The organism is Mesorhizobium sp. M6A.T.Cr.TU.017.01.1.1, from assembly GCF_004023115.1.
Lineage (GTDB): Bacteria > Pseudomonadota > Alphaproteobacteria > Rhizobiales > Rhizobiaceae > Mesorhizobium > Mesorhizobium mediterraneum.
In genome coordinates this window covers 1-15,967 of the sequence record NZ_RZTA01000130.1, presented here as the reverse complement: position 1 = coordinate 15,967, position 15,967 = coordinate 1, and the positions used below count along the sequence as shown (strand labels likewise).

Sequence of the window (15,967 nt, the reverse complement as noted above, 5' to 3'; positions counted from 1 at the left end):
GATCTACACCGATGCCAATGGCATGACCCTTTACACCTACGACAAGGACGAGACGGGCAAGTCGAACTGCTACGACAAATGCGCCACCAATTGGCCGCCGCTGAAGGCTGAGGCCGACGCCAAGGCCGAGGGCGAATGGACGGTCGTCGACCACACCGACGGCACCAAGATGTGGGCCTATGAGGGCAAGCCGCTCTACACGTTCATCAAGGACAAGAAGGCCGGCGATGTGACCGGCGACGGCGTCGCCGGCGTCTGGCATATAGCCAAGGCCGACTAAGCTCGGACCGAGATCCCCGCATTGACCGGCGGGGAATCGCTGGCTGCCGTGTATCACTGCAGGCCTTCCGGCTGCCAGCTTCTTGCACTGTCCTGCTAGGCATTCCAGCCCACTCGCGGCGCCAGTATCGCCCGCCCGACCGAGCATCATGCCGGATGCCTCTCCGGCTGGGGCTGGCGCATGATCGATGTTTCTCTTATATCCGCGGAAGAATTTGTCCCGTTCTCCCGGATTCATTGCCGGCTTGTCCAACGATAGGCAGCCCGCTCTCTTATCCGAGATTGCGGATATCACATGACTCGCTCTTGGGTTGTGCACTCAATGCAGGACTGCATTTTGGGCGCTTCCCCTTGACCGGATGCAAAAGCCCGGCCATGTGAGCGACAATTGTACGAGATTTCGTCGCGCGCAGCGGAATTCTTCTGCCGCACCACAGCTGATATGAGACCTCATGGACGTCGTCGTCGTCGAATCGCCGGCCAAAGCGAAGACAATCAACAAGTACCTCGGAAAGAACTACAAGGTCCTGGCCTCGTTTGGCCACGTCCGCGATCTGCCGGCCAAGGATGGCTCGGTGCGTCCGGACGAGGATTTTGCCATGTCCTGGGCTGTCGACACCGCCTCGAGCAAACGTCTTGCTGACATCGCCAGGGCGGTCAAGGACGCCGACGGCCTGATCCTCGCCACCGATCCGGATCGCGAGGGCGAAGCCATTTCCTGGCATGTCCTGGAAGTGCTGAAGCAGAAGCGCGCGCTGAAGGACAAGCCGGTCAGCCGCGTCGTCTTCAACGCCATCACCAAGTCATCGGTGCTGGAAGCGATGGCCAATCCGCGCCAGATCGATGCGCCGCTGGTCGACGCCTATCTCGCTCGCCGCGCGCTCGACTATCTCGTCGGCTTCACGCTGTCGCCCGTCCTGTGGCGCAAGCTGCCGGGCGCCCGTTCCGCCGGCCGCGTGCAGTCGGTGGCACTGCGCCTCGTCTGCGACCGCGAATTGGAGATCGAGCGCTTCATCCGCGAGGAGTACTGGCAGGTATCAGCTCTCCTCGGCACGCCGCGCAAGGAAAACTTCGAGGCGCGGCTGACCGCCTTCGACCGCAAGAAGCTGCAAAAGCTCGACATTTCGAACAAGGCGCAGGCCGATGACATCAAGGCGATGCTGGAAGGTGCGACCTTCAAGGCGCTATCGGTCGAAGCCAAGCCGACCAAGCGCAATCCAGGCCCGCCCTTCACCACCTCGACGCTGCAGCAGGCTGCCTCCTCGCGTCTCGGTTTTTCGGCAAGCCGCACCATGCAGGTGGCGCAGCGGCTCTATGAAGGCATGGACATCGGCGGCGAGACCACCGGCCTGATCACCTATATGCGAACCGACGGCGTGCAGATGGCGCCCGAGGCGATATCAGCTGCGCGCGATGCGATCGCCAAGGAGTTCGGCCCAAAATACCTGCCCGAGAAGCCGCGCCAATACACGACCAAGGCCAAGAACGCCCAGGAAGCCCACGAAGCGATCCGCCCGACCGATTTCATGCGCACCCCCGCTTCTGTCAGACAATATCTCGATGCCGACCAGGCACGGCTCTACGAGATAGTGTGGAAACGTGCCATCGCCAGCCAGATGCAGCCGGCCGAGATCGAGCGCACCACGGCCGAGATCGAGGCAGTCAACGGCGCTCGCACCGCGGAACTCCGCGCCATCGGTTCGGTCGTTCGCTTCGACGGCTTCATTGCCGCCTATACCGACCAGAAGGACGAGGATTCGGAAGACGAGGAAGACCGCCGTCTGCCCGAGATCCGTGCCGGCGAACAGCTCGACCGCGAGGCGATCAACGCCACCCAGCACACCACCGAGCCACCGCCGCGCTATTCGGAAGCCTCGCTGATCAAGAAGCTGGAAGAACTCGGCATCGGTCGTCCCTCGACCTACACTGCGATCCTGAAGACGCTCGAGGATCGCGACTACGTCAGCATGGACAAGCGCAAGCTGTTGCCGCAGGCCAAGGGTCGGCTGCTGTCGGCCTTCCTCGAAAGCTTCTTCGAGCGCTATGTCGAATACGACTTCACCGCCTCACTCGAGGAAAAGCTCGACGAGATTTCCGACGGCAAGCTCGCCTGGAAGGATGTGCTGCGCGATTTCTGGAAGGATTTTTCGGGCGCCGTCGCCGACATCAAGGAATTGCGCGTCACCGACGTGCTCGACGCGCTCAACGAGGAACTGGCGCCGCTCGTCTTCCCAACGCGGGAAGACGGCTCAAATCCGCGCATCTGCCCGAAATGCGGCACCGGCAACCTGTCGCTGAAGCTCGGCAAGTTCGGCGCCTTTGTCGGCTGTTCCAACTACCCCGAATGCTCCTTCACCCGCCAGCTCGGCGACGCCGCCAACCCCAATGGCGAAAACGGCAATGGCGAGGACGGCACCAAGGTGCTTGGCAAGGACCCCTACACGGCGGAGGAAATCACGCTGCGCAGCGGTCGTTTCGGCCCCTATATCCAGCGCGGCGACGGCAAGGAAGCCAAGCGCTCCAGCCTGCCCAAGGGCTGGACGGTCGATTCGATCGACCACGAAAAGGCCCTCGCCTTGCTGTCGCTGCCGCGTGACGTCGGCAAGCATCCGGAATCCGGCAAGATGATCTCGGCCGGGCTGGGGCGCTACGGTCCGTTCGTGCTGCATGACGGCACCTACGCCAATCTCGACAACATCGAGGACGTGTTCTCGATCGGCCTCAACCGCGCCGTGTCGGTGATCGCCGAGAAGAAGTTGAAGGGCCCCGGCGGCCGCAATGGCGGCACGCCCGCCGCCTTGAAGGAACTTGGCGAGCATCCGGCGGGCGGCGGCAAGATCGTCGTGCGTGACGGCAAATACGGGCCCTATGTTAATTTCGGCAAGGTCAATGCGACGCTACCGAAGGGCAAGGACCCGCAGTCGGTGACGGTCGAGGATGCGGTGGCGCTGATTGCCGAGAAGGAAGCCAAGGGTGGCAATGGCGGCAGAAAGCCCTTCCGCAAAGCGGCCGCACCTGCCAAAAAGCCTGCGGCAGCCAAAAAACCAGCGGCCAAGAAAGTGGCCAAGAAAAAGGGATAGGCATCGTGGCGCGCAGGGTATCCGGAAGAAGCCATGGCGATCTGCGCACCGCCGACACGAGGGCCAAGGTCAGGGATAACTACCGGCCGTCCCGTGACGAGATCCTGCGCTACATCGCCGAAAATCCGGATCGCTCCGGCAAACGCGACATCGCCAAGGCGTTTGCGCTGCGCGGCGAGGACCGTATCTGGCTGAAGGACATTTTGCGCGACCTGCAGGATGAGGGCCTGCTGACCAAGGAGCGCAAGCGGCTGGCCCGTGTCGGCGCCCTGCCCCATGTCGCCGTGCTCGACATCTTTGGCCGCGACGCCGACGGCGTGCTGCTGGCGCACCCGACCGAAGCCGTGGGCAATGGCGAGCCTCCTGTCATAGCGATCCGCGTGTCGCGTGGCGGCGGCGGCCCGACACCGGGCATCGGCGACCGCGTGCTAGCCAAGACCTTTCCAACCGATGACGCGACGGGCCCTGCCTATACCGGGCGGGTGATGAAGATCTTCGAGAAGCGCACCGATGCCGTTCTCGGCGTCTTCCGCGTGCTGCAGGACGGTACCTTTCGCATCGAGCCTGTCGAAAGACGCCAGCCGGAGCTGGTCGTCGACAAGGAATTCCAGAACGGCGCCAAGAACGGCGATCTGGTCGAGGTCGAGCCGGCGCGGGCCTCCCGCTACGGGCTGCCCAGAGCCAAGGTGCTGGCGGTGCTGGGTTCGCTGACCAGCGAAAAGGCGGTCTCGATGATCGCCATTCACGCGCACGACATTCCACATATTTTCCCGGCAGACGTAATCGCCGAGGCAGAGGCGGTCAAACCGGCAACGCTGGCCGACCGCGAGGACTGGCGCGACTTGCCACTGGTCACCATCGATCCGGCCGACGCCAAGGACCATGACGACGCGGTATTCGCCACGCCGGACACGGACGAAAAGAACCCTGGTGGCGTGGTCGTCACCGTGGCGATTGCAGATGTCGCCGCCTATATCCGCTATGGCACTGCGCTCGATCGCGAGGCGCTGAAGCGCGGCAATTCGGTCTATTTCCCCGATCGCGTCGTGCCGATGCTGCCGGAGCGCATCTCCAACGACCTTTGTTCGCTGCGCGAAGGCCAGGATCGTCCGGCGCTGGCAGTCCGCATGACCTTCGCGGCCGACGGCCGCAAGCTCAGGCATTCGTTCCACCGCATCATGATGAAATCGGCGGCGAAACTCGCCTATCCCCAAGCGCAGGCCGCGATCGACGGCGTGCGGGACGACAAGACCGGCCCGATCCTCGACACGGTGCTGAAGCCGCTCTGGGATGCCTACGCCGTCGTGAAGCGCGGCCGTGACACGCGCCAGCCGCTCGAGCTCGACCTGCCGGAGCGGAAAATTCTGCTCAAGGAGGACGGCACCGTCGATCGGGTCGTCGTGCCGGAGCGGCTCGACGCGCACAAGCTGATCGAAGAGTTCATGATCCAGGCCAATGTCGCGGCCGCCGAGACGCTGGAGGCGAAACGACAGGCGCTGGTCTACCGCATCCATGACGCGCCTTCGCTCGCCAAGCAGGAATCGCTGCGTGAGTTCCTGCAGACGCTAGGCCTGTCGTTGGCGCGCGGTGCGCAGATGCGGCCGAATCAGTTCAACGGCATCCTGGATCGCGTCCGCGGCGCCGACCATGAGGGGCTGGTCAACGAGGTGGTGCTGCGCACGCAGATGCAGGCCGAATATTCGCCCAGCAACATCGGCCATTTCGGCCTCAATCTGAAGCGCTACGCGCATTTCACCTCGCCGATCCGCAGATATGCCGACCTGATCGTGCACCGTGGGCTGATTGCCGCACTCGGCTTCGGTGCGGGCGGACTGACGCAGGACGAGGCGGAGCGGTTGGAAGAGGTTTCTGCGCTGATCTCGGCCACCGAGCGCCGTGCCATGGCCGCCGAGCGCGACACGGTCGACCGGCTGATCGCCGCCTATCTGGCCGAGCGTGTCGACGAGCGTTTCGATGCACGCATTTCGGGCGTCACCAAATCGGGACTATTTGTCCAATTGCCGCAGTATGGCGCAGATGGTTTCATCCCGGTGTCAAGTCTGGACGGCGATTACTATATCTACGACGAAACTGCCCGATCGCTTTTCGGAGAACGCACCGGCAAGGGCTATCAGCTTGCCGACCGCGTCGAGGTTCGCCTGATCGAGGTGGCGCCTATGGCCGGCGCGATGCGTTTCGAGATGCTGACCGACCCAAAGCCGCTGCCCGGCTCCAAACGGTCGTTTCACAAGACCAAAGGCCGCGCCCGCGCGTCGCAATCGCGTCCAGGCTCACGCGGCAGGAGACGGTAATGCCAAGCGATCTGAAAATGAACCAACAGGTTTTCGGCGGCGAACATCACTCGGGCCGGGTCGCCCGTCCGCTATGGACGGCGATGAAGCGCGGCGCGCTTGGCCGCTGCCCGCATTGCGGCGAGGGAAAGCTGTTCCGCGCTTTCGTCAAGACTGTCGACAAGTGCGATCATTGCGGCGAGGAGCTTCATCACCATCGCGCCGACGACCTGCCGGCCTATCTGGTGGTGGTCATCGTCGGCCACATCGTGCTCGGCGCCTTCATGGGCGTCGAAGCGACCTCCACCTTGTCCACCTGGCAGCACATCGCCATCTGGGTGCCGCTGACCATCCTCATGGCGGTCGTCTTGCTGCAGCCGGTCAAGGGCGCCGTCATCGGCCTGCAATGGGCGTTCTATATGCATGGCTTCGGCGGGGAAAAAGATCTGATCGAGTCGCATCCCGAGGCTTGAAACCGAGGCTGGCGCAATCGGCATGGCTGGACGCCACTTTCGCATCGGAGAAGATTCCGCTAGGTCGTGCGCATGGACGGTATGACCAGGGTGGAAGTCGACAAGGTCGAGCGGATCGCGCTCGACGCCAAGCCTATACGGCCGCGCGACGCCGCGACGTTGATCCTGCTCGACCGCAAGGGCGGCGAGTTTCTGGTGCTGATGGGCCGGCGCCACGCCCGTCACGCCTTCATGCCTGGGAAATTCGTCTTTCCCGGCGGCCGTACCGATCCGGCCGACAGCCGAATTCCCGTCGCCACCGCGCTGCACCCTGAGGAACAGGCGAGGCTGACCGCCGGCGTTGGCCGCATCAGCCCGGCCCGCGCCCGCGCCATCGCCCTGTCGGCGATCCGCGAGACCTATGAGGAGGCTGGCCTGTTGATCGGTCGGAAAGGCGCCTTCGCGACGAGCAGGCGCGATTGGCAGGGTTTTGCCGAGCACGGCGTAAGACCGTCGCTGGCAGAGCTGCGTTTCATCGCGCGTGCCATCACCCCGCCAAACAGGGTGCGGCGCTTCGATACGCGCTTCTTCAGCGCCTGGCGCGAAGATGTCGCCGTGGAGCTGCCGGACGGCGGTCCGACCAACGAGTTGGAGGAGCTGGTCTGGCTGCCGCTCGCCAAGGCCAGACAGGCCGATATTCCCGACATCACCAGGGCTATCCTGGAGGAGCTGGAAAAGCGGCTCGTCGATGATCCGCTGCTGCGCCCCGGTGGTTCCGTCCCGTTCTACCGGCTTGTCCGCAATCGCTTCGCCCGCGAAATTCTGTAAAGCATAGAGCATTCAAATCCATGACGGTCGATACCCAGCAAGAGGTCGAAGAACGCGTACATTGGCTGCCGATGATCGCGGCGATCTCGTCGATCAGCGTCGTCGGCATTGCCATCGGCCTCGGCATGCCGCTGCTCAGCGTCATCCTCGAAACGCGCGGCCATTCGGCGTCGATGATCGGCTTCAACACCGCTGTCGCCGGGTTCGCCTCGATCGCTGGCGCACCGCTCGCCACCCCGCTCGCCATGCGATTCGGCGTCGCCTGGACGATGCTGGCCATGATCGCCACGGGAGTGCTGGCCTTTGTCGGCTTCCATTTCGCGCCGGACTTCTGGATGTGGTTCCCGCTGCGCATCCTGCTGCACATTGCGCTGACGGTGCTGTTCATCCTGTCGGAATTCTGGATCAGCACATCGGCGCCGCCGCACCGGCGCGGCCTGGTCCTCGGCATCTACGCCACGGTATTGTCGCTCGGCTTTGCCGCCGGGCCGTGGCTTTTTGCCCATCTCGGCAGCACCGGCTTCCTGCCCTTCGGCGTCATCATGGCGCTGGTGACGCTGGCCGCCATTCCGGTTCTGGCCGCCCGCAACGAGAGCCCGACGATCGTCTCCAATGGCGAAACCAGCAACTTCCTGCGCTACATCTGGCTGGTGCCGACGGCGACCGCCGCGGTGCTGGTGTTCGGCGCGGTCGAGACCGGCGGCTTTGCGCTGTTCCCCATCTATGGCAGCCGCATCGGCTACTCCGAGGCCGACGCCGCACTTCTGCTCACCATGATCGGCCTCGGCAACGTGCTGTTGCAGATCCCGCTCGGCATGATCAGCGACCGTGTCAGCGACCGCCGTTATCTGCTTCTGGCTTGTGCAACCATTGGGCTTGCCGGCACCATCTTCATGCCCCACTTCGCGCAGAACTGGCACCTGATGGCTGCGCTTCTGTTCGTCTGGGGCGGCGTGGTCGCGGCGATGTACACGATCGGCCTGGCCCATCTCGGCTCGCAGCTTTCCGGCCACGAACTGGCCTCCGCCAACGCTGCCTTCGTGCTCTGCTACGGTGTTGGCATGGTGCTCGGCCCGCAGGCGATCGGCATCGGCATGGACGTTTTCGGTCCCTCGGGCTTCGGCTGGGCGCTCGGCATGTTCTTCGCCTTCTATATCGCGCTGGTCGGCGCCAGGCTGGTCCGAAAAATCCTTTAGAAAGACCGATCGATGCCTCGTGTCGCGCGAGGCTGCTGACATAACCGTGTCAGCAGCACCCGGATAGATTGTCAGCAACACGCCACCAGATTGAGGATGCCATCATGATCGACTCCGGGTTTGAAACGACATCGGTACGGATGGAATTGCTGCTGCTTGTGACCTTTCAATCGCCGGCCTCCGATGTCGACCGCATCATGGAAGCGGTGGTCGCGATCGCGCCGCTCACCATGGGCAAGTACGACAGCAATGCCTACCAGTCGGCGCACGGCATCGAGCGCTACCGGCCACTCGAAGGCGCGGCCGCCGGCGCCGAGACGGAATTGCGCAGACGGCCGGGCACGGTGGAAGTGTCGTTCGAGCTGCCCGACGACCAGGCGCTGGCCGCCCGCATTGTCGAAGCGATTTTCCAGGTCCACAGCTATCAGGAGCCGGTGATCCGCATTCAGCCGATCCTTGCCAGCCGTTCCAAGGGGTTGGACGACCGCTCCAACCCGAACCGCTGGTGGAACGCCACGGGAGACTGGAAGAAGGTGGCTCCGCCGGTTAGGGAAGACGCATAGAAACGGACCGCGGCCTTCCCTTCTCCCCTTGTGGGAGAAGGTGGCCGAGCGAAGCTCGGTCGGATGAGGGGTGCTCCAGCTTGGCGCTGCCGGCACTCCGTCCAGCACCCCTCAACCGTCTTGGCGCTGCGCGCCAATCCACCTTCTCCCACAAGGGGAGAAGGAAGAGGCGCTCTCGCGGGGTTGACTTTCCGGGCGCGTTCTTTATGTGTCGCGCCAAGTTTCCCGCGTCCGGGTGTTTCCCCGTGCTCCAGCGGCTAAAACTCCACGAACATAACGGACGAACAACATGGCCAAAGCCGCAAACATCAAGATCAAGCTTCTGTCGACCGCCGACACCGGTTTCTTCTACGTGACCAGCAAGAACAGCCGCACCAAGACGGACAAGCTGTCGTTCCGCAAATACGATCCGGTCGCCAAGAAGCATGTCGAGTTCAAGGAAACCAAGATTAAGTAATCTGGTTTCCTGCTCCAAAAACCAAAACGCCGCCCCTCTGGGCGGCGTTTTGGTTTTCAAGGCTTCGAAAAGTCCGATATTTCCGATGCTTAGCGCAGAGTCTCGATGTCTTTTCGGAAAGAGGGGGCCGGTCGGCGTTTGGCAGCGGTACGAGGAGGCCACTATGTGCCAGCGCCGGCCGGCCGACCCCACGGACCCAGGAGATGCGGCGGACCTGAGAATCATGGGGTATTCTTCGGATCGACCCGGCAACTACCCTCGCGCCGGTTCCGTCATTGGTCTGCACATTTGCGCAACAGCTTACGAAAATCAACAATTTCTTAACCAAGCGCTGCGAATCGCTTGCGTTAAGGTAAATTCGTAACCCTGTCGCACCGACTGGATAATCGGCGCTACGCCGCCTTGGCGACGACGCGATTACGGCCGGCGCTCTTGGCTTCGTAGAGCGCGAGGTCGGCGCGTTTCATCAGCCCGGCAACCGAGTCCACGCCCTTCAGCACCGACGACACGCCGACGCTGACGGTAACCTCGATCGTCTTGCCATCGAGACCGACGGCAAACGGCATCTGGGCGATTTCGGCGCGAATGCGCTCTGCGACCTTTTCGGCGACCGCGCCGTCCGTGTCCGGCATCACCACGACGAATTCCTCGCCACCGAAGCGGCAGGCGAGATCGATGCCGCGCACATTCTTGCGCAGCCGCCGCGCGAATTCGCGCAGCACCTCGTCGCCGCCGTCATGGCCGTGCGCGTCGTTGATGGTCTTGAAGCGGTCGAGATCGGTGATCATCACCGACAGCGGCCGCCGCCGCGCCACGGCACGGTCGAACAACGTCTGCAGATGGCTGTCGAGGTAACGGCGATTGTGCAATCCCGTCAGGGCGTCGGTCACCGCCATCTCAATGGTTTGGGTGACGCTGGCGCGGAGTTGGTCGTTGTAGCGCTTGCGGCGCACTTGCGTGCGCAGCCGAGCGGTCAGCTCCTGCTGGTCGATCGGCCGCATCAGATAGTCGTTGATGCCGAGTTCGAGGCCGCGGATGATGCGCTCTTCCTCACCCTCCTGCGCCAGAAGGATGATCGGCAGGAAACGGGTGCGATCGAGCGAACGCAGTTGCGAGCAGAGCCTGAGCGGATCGAAATCGGCAAAGGCCGTCGAGATCATCACGCATTCATAGGGGGTCTCGGCGGCCTGGAAGAAGCCGGCATGCGGATCGGTGGCAATGTCGAGGTCAGCGCTGCCGCGCAGCATTTTCTGGACGCGCTCGAAGGAGGACTTGCGCTCGTCGATCAGCAGAACTTTCGGCGTTGTGTCTGCGGAAGCGAAGTTGCGGCTCAACAGCTCCTCGATGCCGATATTGCGCGTGGTCGAGGCGCGCAGGCGCAGCTCGTCGGTCAACGTCTTCAGCCTGACCAGGCTTTTGACGCGCGTCATCAATTGCAGATCATTGACCGGCTTGGTCAGAAAATCGTCGGCGCCGGCCTCAAGGCCGCGCACCCGGTCCGAAACCTGGTCGAGCGCGGTGATCATGACGACGGGTATGTGCGACGTCGCCGGATCGCTCTTCAGCCGCCGGCAGACCTCGAACCCGTCCATATCGGGCATCATCACGTCGAGCAGAACGACATCGACCTTGCCGTTTTCGCAGGTCTCGATCGCGTCCAGCCCGTTGGTGGCGGTCAGCACCTCGAAATATTCGGCAAGCAGCCGGACCTCGAGCAGCCTCACATTGGCAGGGATGTCGTCGACGACGAGGATCCGTGCAGTCATCTCACAAAGCTCCGGCTCGGCTGGAAAGGCGCATCAGGCGTCGCCCAGGTAGGATTTGATCGTTTCGATGAAACGCGGCACCGAGATCGGTTTGGAAATATAGGCTTCGCAGCCACCCTGGCGGATGCGCTCCTCATCGCCCTTCATCGCGAATGCAGTGACGGCAATGACCGGTATGACATGGAGGTCGTCGTCCTCCTTCAGCCATTTGGTCACTTCCAGCCCCGACACTTCGGGCAGCTGGATATCCATCAAAATGAGGTCCGGCTTGTGCAGTCGCGCCAGATCCAGCGCTTCCAGGCCGTTGCGCGTGCGTACCGTCTCGTAACCGCTCGCTTCGATGAGGTCCCGAAAGAGCTTCATGTTGAGCTCATTGTCCTCGACGATCATGACCTTCTTAGGCATCAAATTCCCGTTCCGGCCTGCCTTCCACTCGAAGGATACCGCTATGCGCCCTCGCCGGCACGCATCAAACCCTGCTCGACTCTACGGCAATATAATTGACGAAACGGAAACCGGCTGCCGGAAAAGCTTCGGATTTCGCCTAGAATACCGCATTGCCGAGGTAGATGGCTTGCCGCAGGCGACGCTTGCGATTACTGCCAAAAAGAGACTCATTCCACCGCGCAAGAAGGTAGCGATGGCAAACGCAGCGTCAATGCGCGAGGAAGCGGAAACCATCGCCGTGAAGGCGTTGGGCTTTGTCGCCGCCGATCCGGAACTTCTGCCCCGCTTCCTGGCGATCACCGGTATCGAGGCGCATTCCATCCGCCAGGCTGCCAGCGAGCCGGGATTTTTGGCCGGCGTGCTGCAGTTCATCCTCGCCCACGAGCCGACGCTCATGCGGTTCGCGGAGGAAACCGGCACGCCGCCGGCTTCCGTCGGCAAGGCGTTGCGGGCGCTGCCGCTTGGCGACGACAATCATGAGCATTCCATATGAGCGACGATCCCGAAACAGCGCGCCAGATCGAGGAACTGGCCGCAGACGACTGCGTTTCCAAGCGCCCCGGCAGAACCGCTTAGCCGGGGCTCACGAAAGCGCCTACGGCGTCGTTTCTTCTGCTTCATCATTCGCAACCGGATCGGCCGGCTTCAGCATGGCGCCGTTGACCATCACCGAACCGTCGGCCTTGGTGATAATGATCCATTCCAACCGGCCGTCCGGCAGCGTCTTGCCAAACCCTTTGATCGCCAGCACTACCGGGAAATACTGCGCGGCTTCCGGCTCCGACTTCGCCGCCGCCTGCAGGCTTTCCACGATCTTGTCGTAGCCGGCTATATCGATCGTCACATTTGCCTCGGGCTTCATGCCGGGGAACGTCATCTCGCCTTCCAGTGCAATTTCCACGTCGCGGTTCTTCACCGTGCTGTGGCCGATGACCATCTTCGGCGCTTTGGCCATGAAATCGGCGGTCAGCGTTTCGCCGAAGCCGGCCGCCAGCGGAGGATTCTGATTGAGATCAAAGGCTTCGATCGCCTTTTTCGCCATGCTGTCGAGATCGATGTTGGCGCCGCCGAAATTCAGATCGATGTCGGTGGGCAACAGCGCTGTGCTCCAGCCGGGGACAAGATGCTGAGGGATCGTCAATCCCGCCGCCTTGATCGAATAGTTGATCGCTCCGTTCTGGGCGATGCCGTCGGACCCGAAGCTAGTGCCCAGCTCCGTCGCACCGAAATGTCCCACCGGGCTCTCGACAGTGAAATCCTTGAACCCGTAGTTTCCGTCGATCCGCTCCCACAGCGGCAGCGCGGCGAGCAAAAGGGATTTGAGCTGCGCCTGGTTGGCCTTCAGCTTGGCCTCGTCTTCATTGGCGACCGCAAATGCTAGCAGATCGAGAAACGGCTTTGTCCTCAAGCCTTTGCCGGTCGCATTCACCGACAATTCTGGCGATTTGATCGTAAGCGGGAATTTCAGCCCGCTTTTTGGGTCGTCAACGTCGATCGCTTCAACAAAGCCGGCCATCGTCTGTGTCATGGTGAAATCGACACCGCCATTCGCGGCCTTGGTTGCGTTCATGGAGGCCGTACCCGCGCCGGTCCTTATTTCCATGTGTTGCACGGCATCCCGTGAGATCATGGTCATACCGGTCATCAATGTCGTAGCATTGGCGAAAGTTGCCAGCTCGGGATCATAGACCCCGGCAAACTTGCCGCCTTCGACCGAGAACTGCGTGCTCTGTGGCCCCTGCGGTCCGTTGATCTCGAAGGAAGCTCTCGTCGTGAAATCCCCCGAGATATCCAATGTCGCGTCGCTGCGCGGTTTGGCCAGCAGGACATAGGGCGCAAAATCGAACTTCAGCAAATCCTGCTTCGGCAGCATTCCGGCAAGCGCCTTGAAGTCGAAGGCGATCTTGTATGCATCACCTTCCACCGAGACCTTCAGGACGCCTTTGTCGATCGCCTGGCTACCGACGTAGCGCGACAGATTTTCGGAAAGCTGCTTCGCACCCTCGCCATCGACGGCCTGGGCGAAAGCGGGCGCGCTAAGCGCGAGAACGAAGACGGCCGGCAGAACACGGGTCACGCAGAATCTCCGTTGCTATTCTTGTAGTAGAAAACTCCAACCGCAACCGTAAGCCGAAACGGGCGAGGCGCAATCCCTCCCAGGCGTTGGATTGAGGAGCTTCACGTCGCCTTCTTCGGTGTGACGACGCAAGCGGCCCGGGCATTGAGCAGGCCCCAGCCGAAGACGGCGTCCTTGCCCGGCGCACCGAGATCTTCCGCCGACTTGCCGAGTGCGTCGTGAATGTCGGCTGCGGTGGCGTTGCTGTTTGCCGATTTCATCAACGCCGCTGCGGCGGTAACAAACGGCGCCGCGAAGGAGGTGCCGGTCTTTGGCCGGGCGCCGCTGACCGAAGCGGCCGTCCACACTTCGACACCGGGAGCGGCCAGATCGATATGCTCGCCGCGCCCGGCACGCCTGTAGGGACGTTTCATGCGGTCCACCGCCGTCACCGCGATCACATCCGCGTAGGCCGCTGGAAAGGAAGGTCCGGCCTTTGGGCCGCCATTGCCGGCGGCGGCGACGATCACCATGCCGCGGTCGGCAAGCCTTCGGACAAACTGCTCTAGAAGCGCATTCGCAGGACCCGACAGGCTCATATTCGTCACCTGCACGCCGCGCACGGAAAGAAGATCGAGCGCGCGAAGAAGATCATAGACGTCCGAGCGGTCATCCTGGCGATCGCCCCGGTGAAACGCATCGACCGCGATCAGCCTAGCGTGCGGCAGGAGGCCCGGGGCACGGCTGTCGACGCCGCCGACGAGCAGGGCCGCGACGGCGGTGCCGTGCTGGCGGCCGGACTCGGGAAAGCCGTCGTCCGACAGGCGAAGAACTTCGACCCGGCCTTTCGCGAAGGCGGCATGCGCAGGATTGATCGCCGTGTCGATGAGGCCGATCGTGACATTGCCACCGCAGCCGGCGGGAAGGCCTATATCGGCCGGCCAGCCGATCAGGCCCGCGGCGGCGCAGTGGGGTCCGGCACATTCGGCTTCTTGTCCGGGCCGGTAGTAATGCACGAAATCTGCTGTCGACTGCGGACCGGCGTCGATGACAAGCTCGCGTGCAGCCTCCAGCGGCGTATTGGGTGGTATGCGCAGCCGGACCAGCTCCGTTCCCAGAAGCTGGATGTCGGCGCGGTCCAGGACGGTGAAGCCCGTTGCCTGAAGCCGACCGATCTCAGCCGAACTCAGCCCGGTCGCGACGATCTGGTCCGGCGCCCGGGACGGCAAAGGGACGGCCGGCCGTTGCGCGCGCCTGCCGCCGCCTCGTCTTGGCGGCCGCGGAAGAAACCGATCCGTCAGCAAGAGAAACAGATTAGGTCCGGTCGACCGCCGGGGAGCCGTTCCCGACCCACCAGACGACGGGCCGGATCGACCGCCGTCATCACCACCGCCACCATCGTCGCCGCCACCGTCATCACCACCACCATCATCATCGGCGAACGCCGATCTTGGTCCGAACTCTGCGGGCGCCATCTGGCCGCTCGGCGCTTGGGGATCGACCAGCAACGCGACAGCTACCCAGAACGGCAGCAGGGCCTTTGGTCTCAGCCATGAGGTGGCGTCCATAGTTTCCCTTCCGGCCGTTGCCGATTTTCAACATCGCGAGGCTAGCGGACCTATCCGGCAATAAGCTAGCGTTGCGAGGAACGGGCGCGGGGCCGCTTTATTCCAGAACTTGGAGCAACATGCCGGAAAAAACCGACCGCGTCCAAGATCAGCTAGTCGCTTTTCTCCCGAATCTGCGCCGCTTCGCGATTGCGCTCTGCCGGTCCCGCGATATGGCGGACGATCTGGTTCAGCGAGCCTGCGAACGGGCGCTCGCCAACGAGCAGCGTTTCGAACAAGGGACGCGCTTCGACGCGTGGATGTTCAAGATTCTCCGAAATCTGTGGATCGATGACATCCGCAAGCGCAAGGTCGCCGGCCCGCAGGACGATATCGACGAGCGCCATGACATCGCCGGCGTTTCCGGTGAGCGCGAGATGGAGGCGCGGCTGGCGCTGAGCGGCGTCGCGCAAGCCATCGGCGAGCTCCCCGGCGACCAGCGCGACGTGCTGCTTCTGGTCTGCGTCGAAGAGCTTTCCTACAAGGAAGCCGCCGAAATCCTTGCCGTGCCGATCGGGACGGTGATGAGCCGGCTGGCCCGGGCGAGGAAGAATCTGGCGGAGGCTACTGGAATATCCACGGCGCCCACCCGTTCTGCGGTCACAAAAGGGGCTACGAAATGACCGAAGAGACTTTTTCGGACGAGATCCTGATGCGGTTCGCCGATGGTGAGCTTGATCCGGAGACTGTCGCCAGGATCGAGCAGGCGATGGAGATCGACGACCGTCTGGTTACCAGGGTCGCTATGTTCATCGAAACCAGAGCGCAGGCGCAGGCCGCGCTGAAGCCGCTGCTCGATGAGCCGGTTCCCGAAAAGCTTGTCGCGGCCGTCGAGCAAATGGTCGAGGCCAAGCGTGCCAGCGAGAAGGCGGCATCGGTATTGCCATTCGGCGGCGGGCGTATGGCGGGACCTCCATCCAGATTCCAATGGCTGCTGCCGATTGC

At 62.9% G+C, this 15,967-nt stretch carries 14 protein-coding genes and 1 pseudogene; 11 read left to right on the top strand and 4 right to left on the bottom strand.

Annotated elements, in window-relative coordinates:
- The 8 genes from EOB36_RS28940 to rpmG all read left to right on the top strand — a co-directional run.
- Window positions 1-280, top strand: a 280-nt coding sequence (locus EOB36_RS28940) for a hypothetical protein (protein WP_128286220.1), incomplete at its 5' end; no start/stop codon positions are given.
- 451 nt (window positions 281-731) lie between these two features.
- Window positions 732-3,359 carry a type I DNA topoisomerase gene (gene topA, locus EOB36_RS28935; RefSeq protein WP_095485364.1) on the top strand — a complete coding sequence of 876 codons (2,628 nt, stop codon included), beginning with the start codon at window positions 732-734 and terminating at the stop codon, window positions 3,357-3,359.
- A gap of 41 nt (window positions 3,360-3,400) precedes the next feature.
- Window positions 3,401-5,671 (top strand): ribonuclease R, encoded by a 2,271-nt coding sequence (rnr, locus tag EOB36_RS28930; RefSeq protein ID WP_245467928.1) that lies wholly within the window; start codon window positions 3,401-3,403, stop codon window positions 5,669-5,671.
- On the top strand, window positions 5,671-6,123 hold the full coding sequence (locus EOB36_RS28925) for a DUF983 domain-containing protein (RefSeq protein ID WP_095485366.1): 453 nt from the start codon (window positions 5,671-5,673) through the stop codon (window positions 6,121-6,123). The genes rnr and EOB36_RS28925 overlap by 1 nt, the downstream gene beginning before the upstream one ends.
- 72 nt (window positions 6,124-6,195) lie before the next feature.
- Complete coding sequence (locus EOB36_RS28920; RefSeq protein ID WP_095485367.1) at window positions 6,196-6,930, top strand: NUDIX domain-containing protein; 735 nt, start codon at window positions 6,196-6,198, stop codon at window positions 6,928-6,930.
- Window positions 6,931-6,950: 20 nt separating this feature from the next.
- Window positions 6,951-8,126, top strand: a complete 1,176-nt coding sequence (locus EOB36_RS28915) for an MFS transporter (RefSeq protein ID WP_095485368.1) — start codon at window positions 6,951-6,953, stop codon at window positions 8,124-8,126.
- A gap of 104 nt (window positions 8,127-8,230) precedes the next feature.
- Window positions 8,231-8,689 (top strand): hypothetical protein, encoded by a 459-nt coding sequence (locus EOB36_RS28910; protein ID WP_095485369.1) that lies wholly within the window; start codon window positions 8,231-8,233, stop codon window positions 8,687-8,689.
- Window positions 8,690-8,978: 289 nt separating this feature from the next.
- Window positions 8,979-9,146: a 50S ribosomal protein L33 gene (rpmG, locus tag EOB36_RS28900; RefSeq protein ID WP_006201775.1), complete on the top strand. Its 168-nt coding sequence runs from the start codon at window positions 8,979-8,981 to the stop codon at window positions 9,144-9,146.
- 392 nt (window positions 9,147-9,538) lie between these two features.
- Here the strand turns inward: rpmG and EOB36_RS28890 are convergent, their stop codons facing one another.
- Entirely contained in the window at window positions 9,539-10,912 is a 1,374-nt protein-coding gene (locus tag EOB36_RS28890; protein ID WP_095485371.1) for a PleD family two-component system response regulator, read from the bottom strand.
- 33 nt (window positions 10,913-10,945) lie between these two features.
- Window positions 10,946-11,302 (bottom strand): response regulator, encoded by a 357-nt coding sequence (locus tag EOB36_RS28885; RefSeq protein WP_287247952.1) that lies wholly within the window; start codon window positions 11,300-11,302, stop codon window positions 10,946-10,948.
- Between the two features lie 250 nt (window positions 11,303-11,552).
- On the opposite strand from EOB36_RS28885, the gene EOB36_RS28880 reads away from it, so the two are divergent.
- A complete protein-coding gene (locus EOB36_RS28880; protein ID WP_095485583.1) occupies window positions 11,553-11,852 on the top strand; it encodes a DUF3572 domain-containing protein in 300 nt (99 codons plus the stop codon).
- A 102-nt stretch (window positions 11,853-11,954) separates the two neighbouring features.
- Here EOB36_RS28880 and EOB36_RS28875 read toward each other — a convergent pair whose 3' ends face one another.
- Both EOB36_RS28875 and EOB36_RS28870 read right to left on the bottom strand, forming a co-directional pair.
- Window positions 11,955-13,436, bottom strand: coding sequence for a hypothetical protein (locus EOB36_RS28875; RefSeq protein ID WP_128286218.1), 1,482 nt, complete (start codon window positions 13,434-13,436; stop codon window positions 11,955-11,957).
- Window positions 13,437-13,537: 101 nt separating this feature from the next.
- Window positions 13,538-14,983 (bottom strand): S8 family serine peptidase, encoded by a 1,446-nt coding sequence (locus EOB36_RS28870; RefSeq protein ID WP_245467927.1) that lies wholly within the window; start codon window positions 14,981-14,983, stop codon window positions 13,538-13,540.
- Between the two features lie 119 nt (window positions 14,984-15,102).
- Between EOB36_RS28870 and EOB36_RS28865 the strand changes: the two genes are divergently transcribed.
- The gene (locus EOB36_RS28865; RefSeq protein WP_095485373.1) at window positions 15,103-15,645 is read left to right on the top strand and encodes an RNA polymerase sigma factor; all 543 of its coding nucleotides are present in this window, start codon (window positions 15,103-15,105) and stop codon (window positions 15,643-15,645) included.
- A pseudogene (locus tag EOB36_RS28860) lies at window positions 15,642-15,967 on the top strand (anti-sigma factor); the annotation flags it as partial. The gene EOB36_RS28865 and the pseudogene EOB36_RS28860, both read left to right, overlap by 4 nt.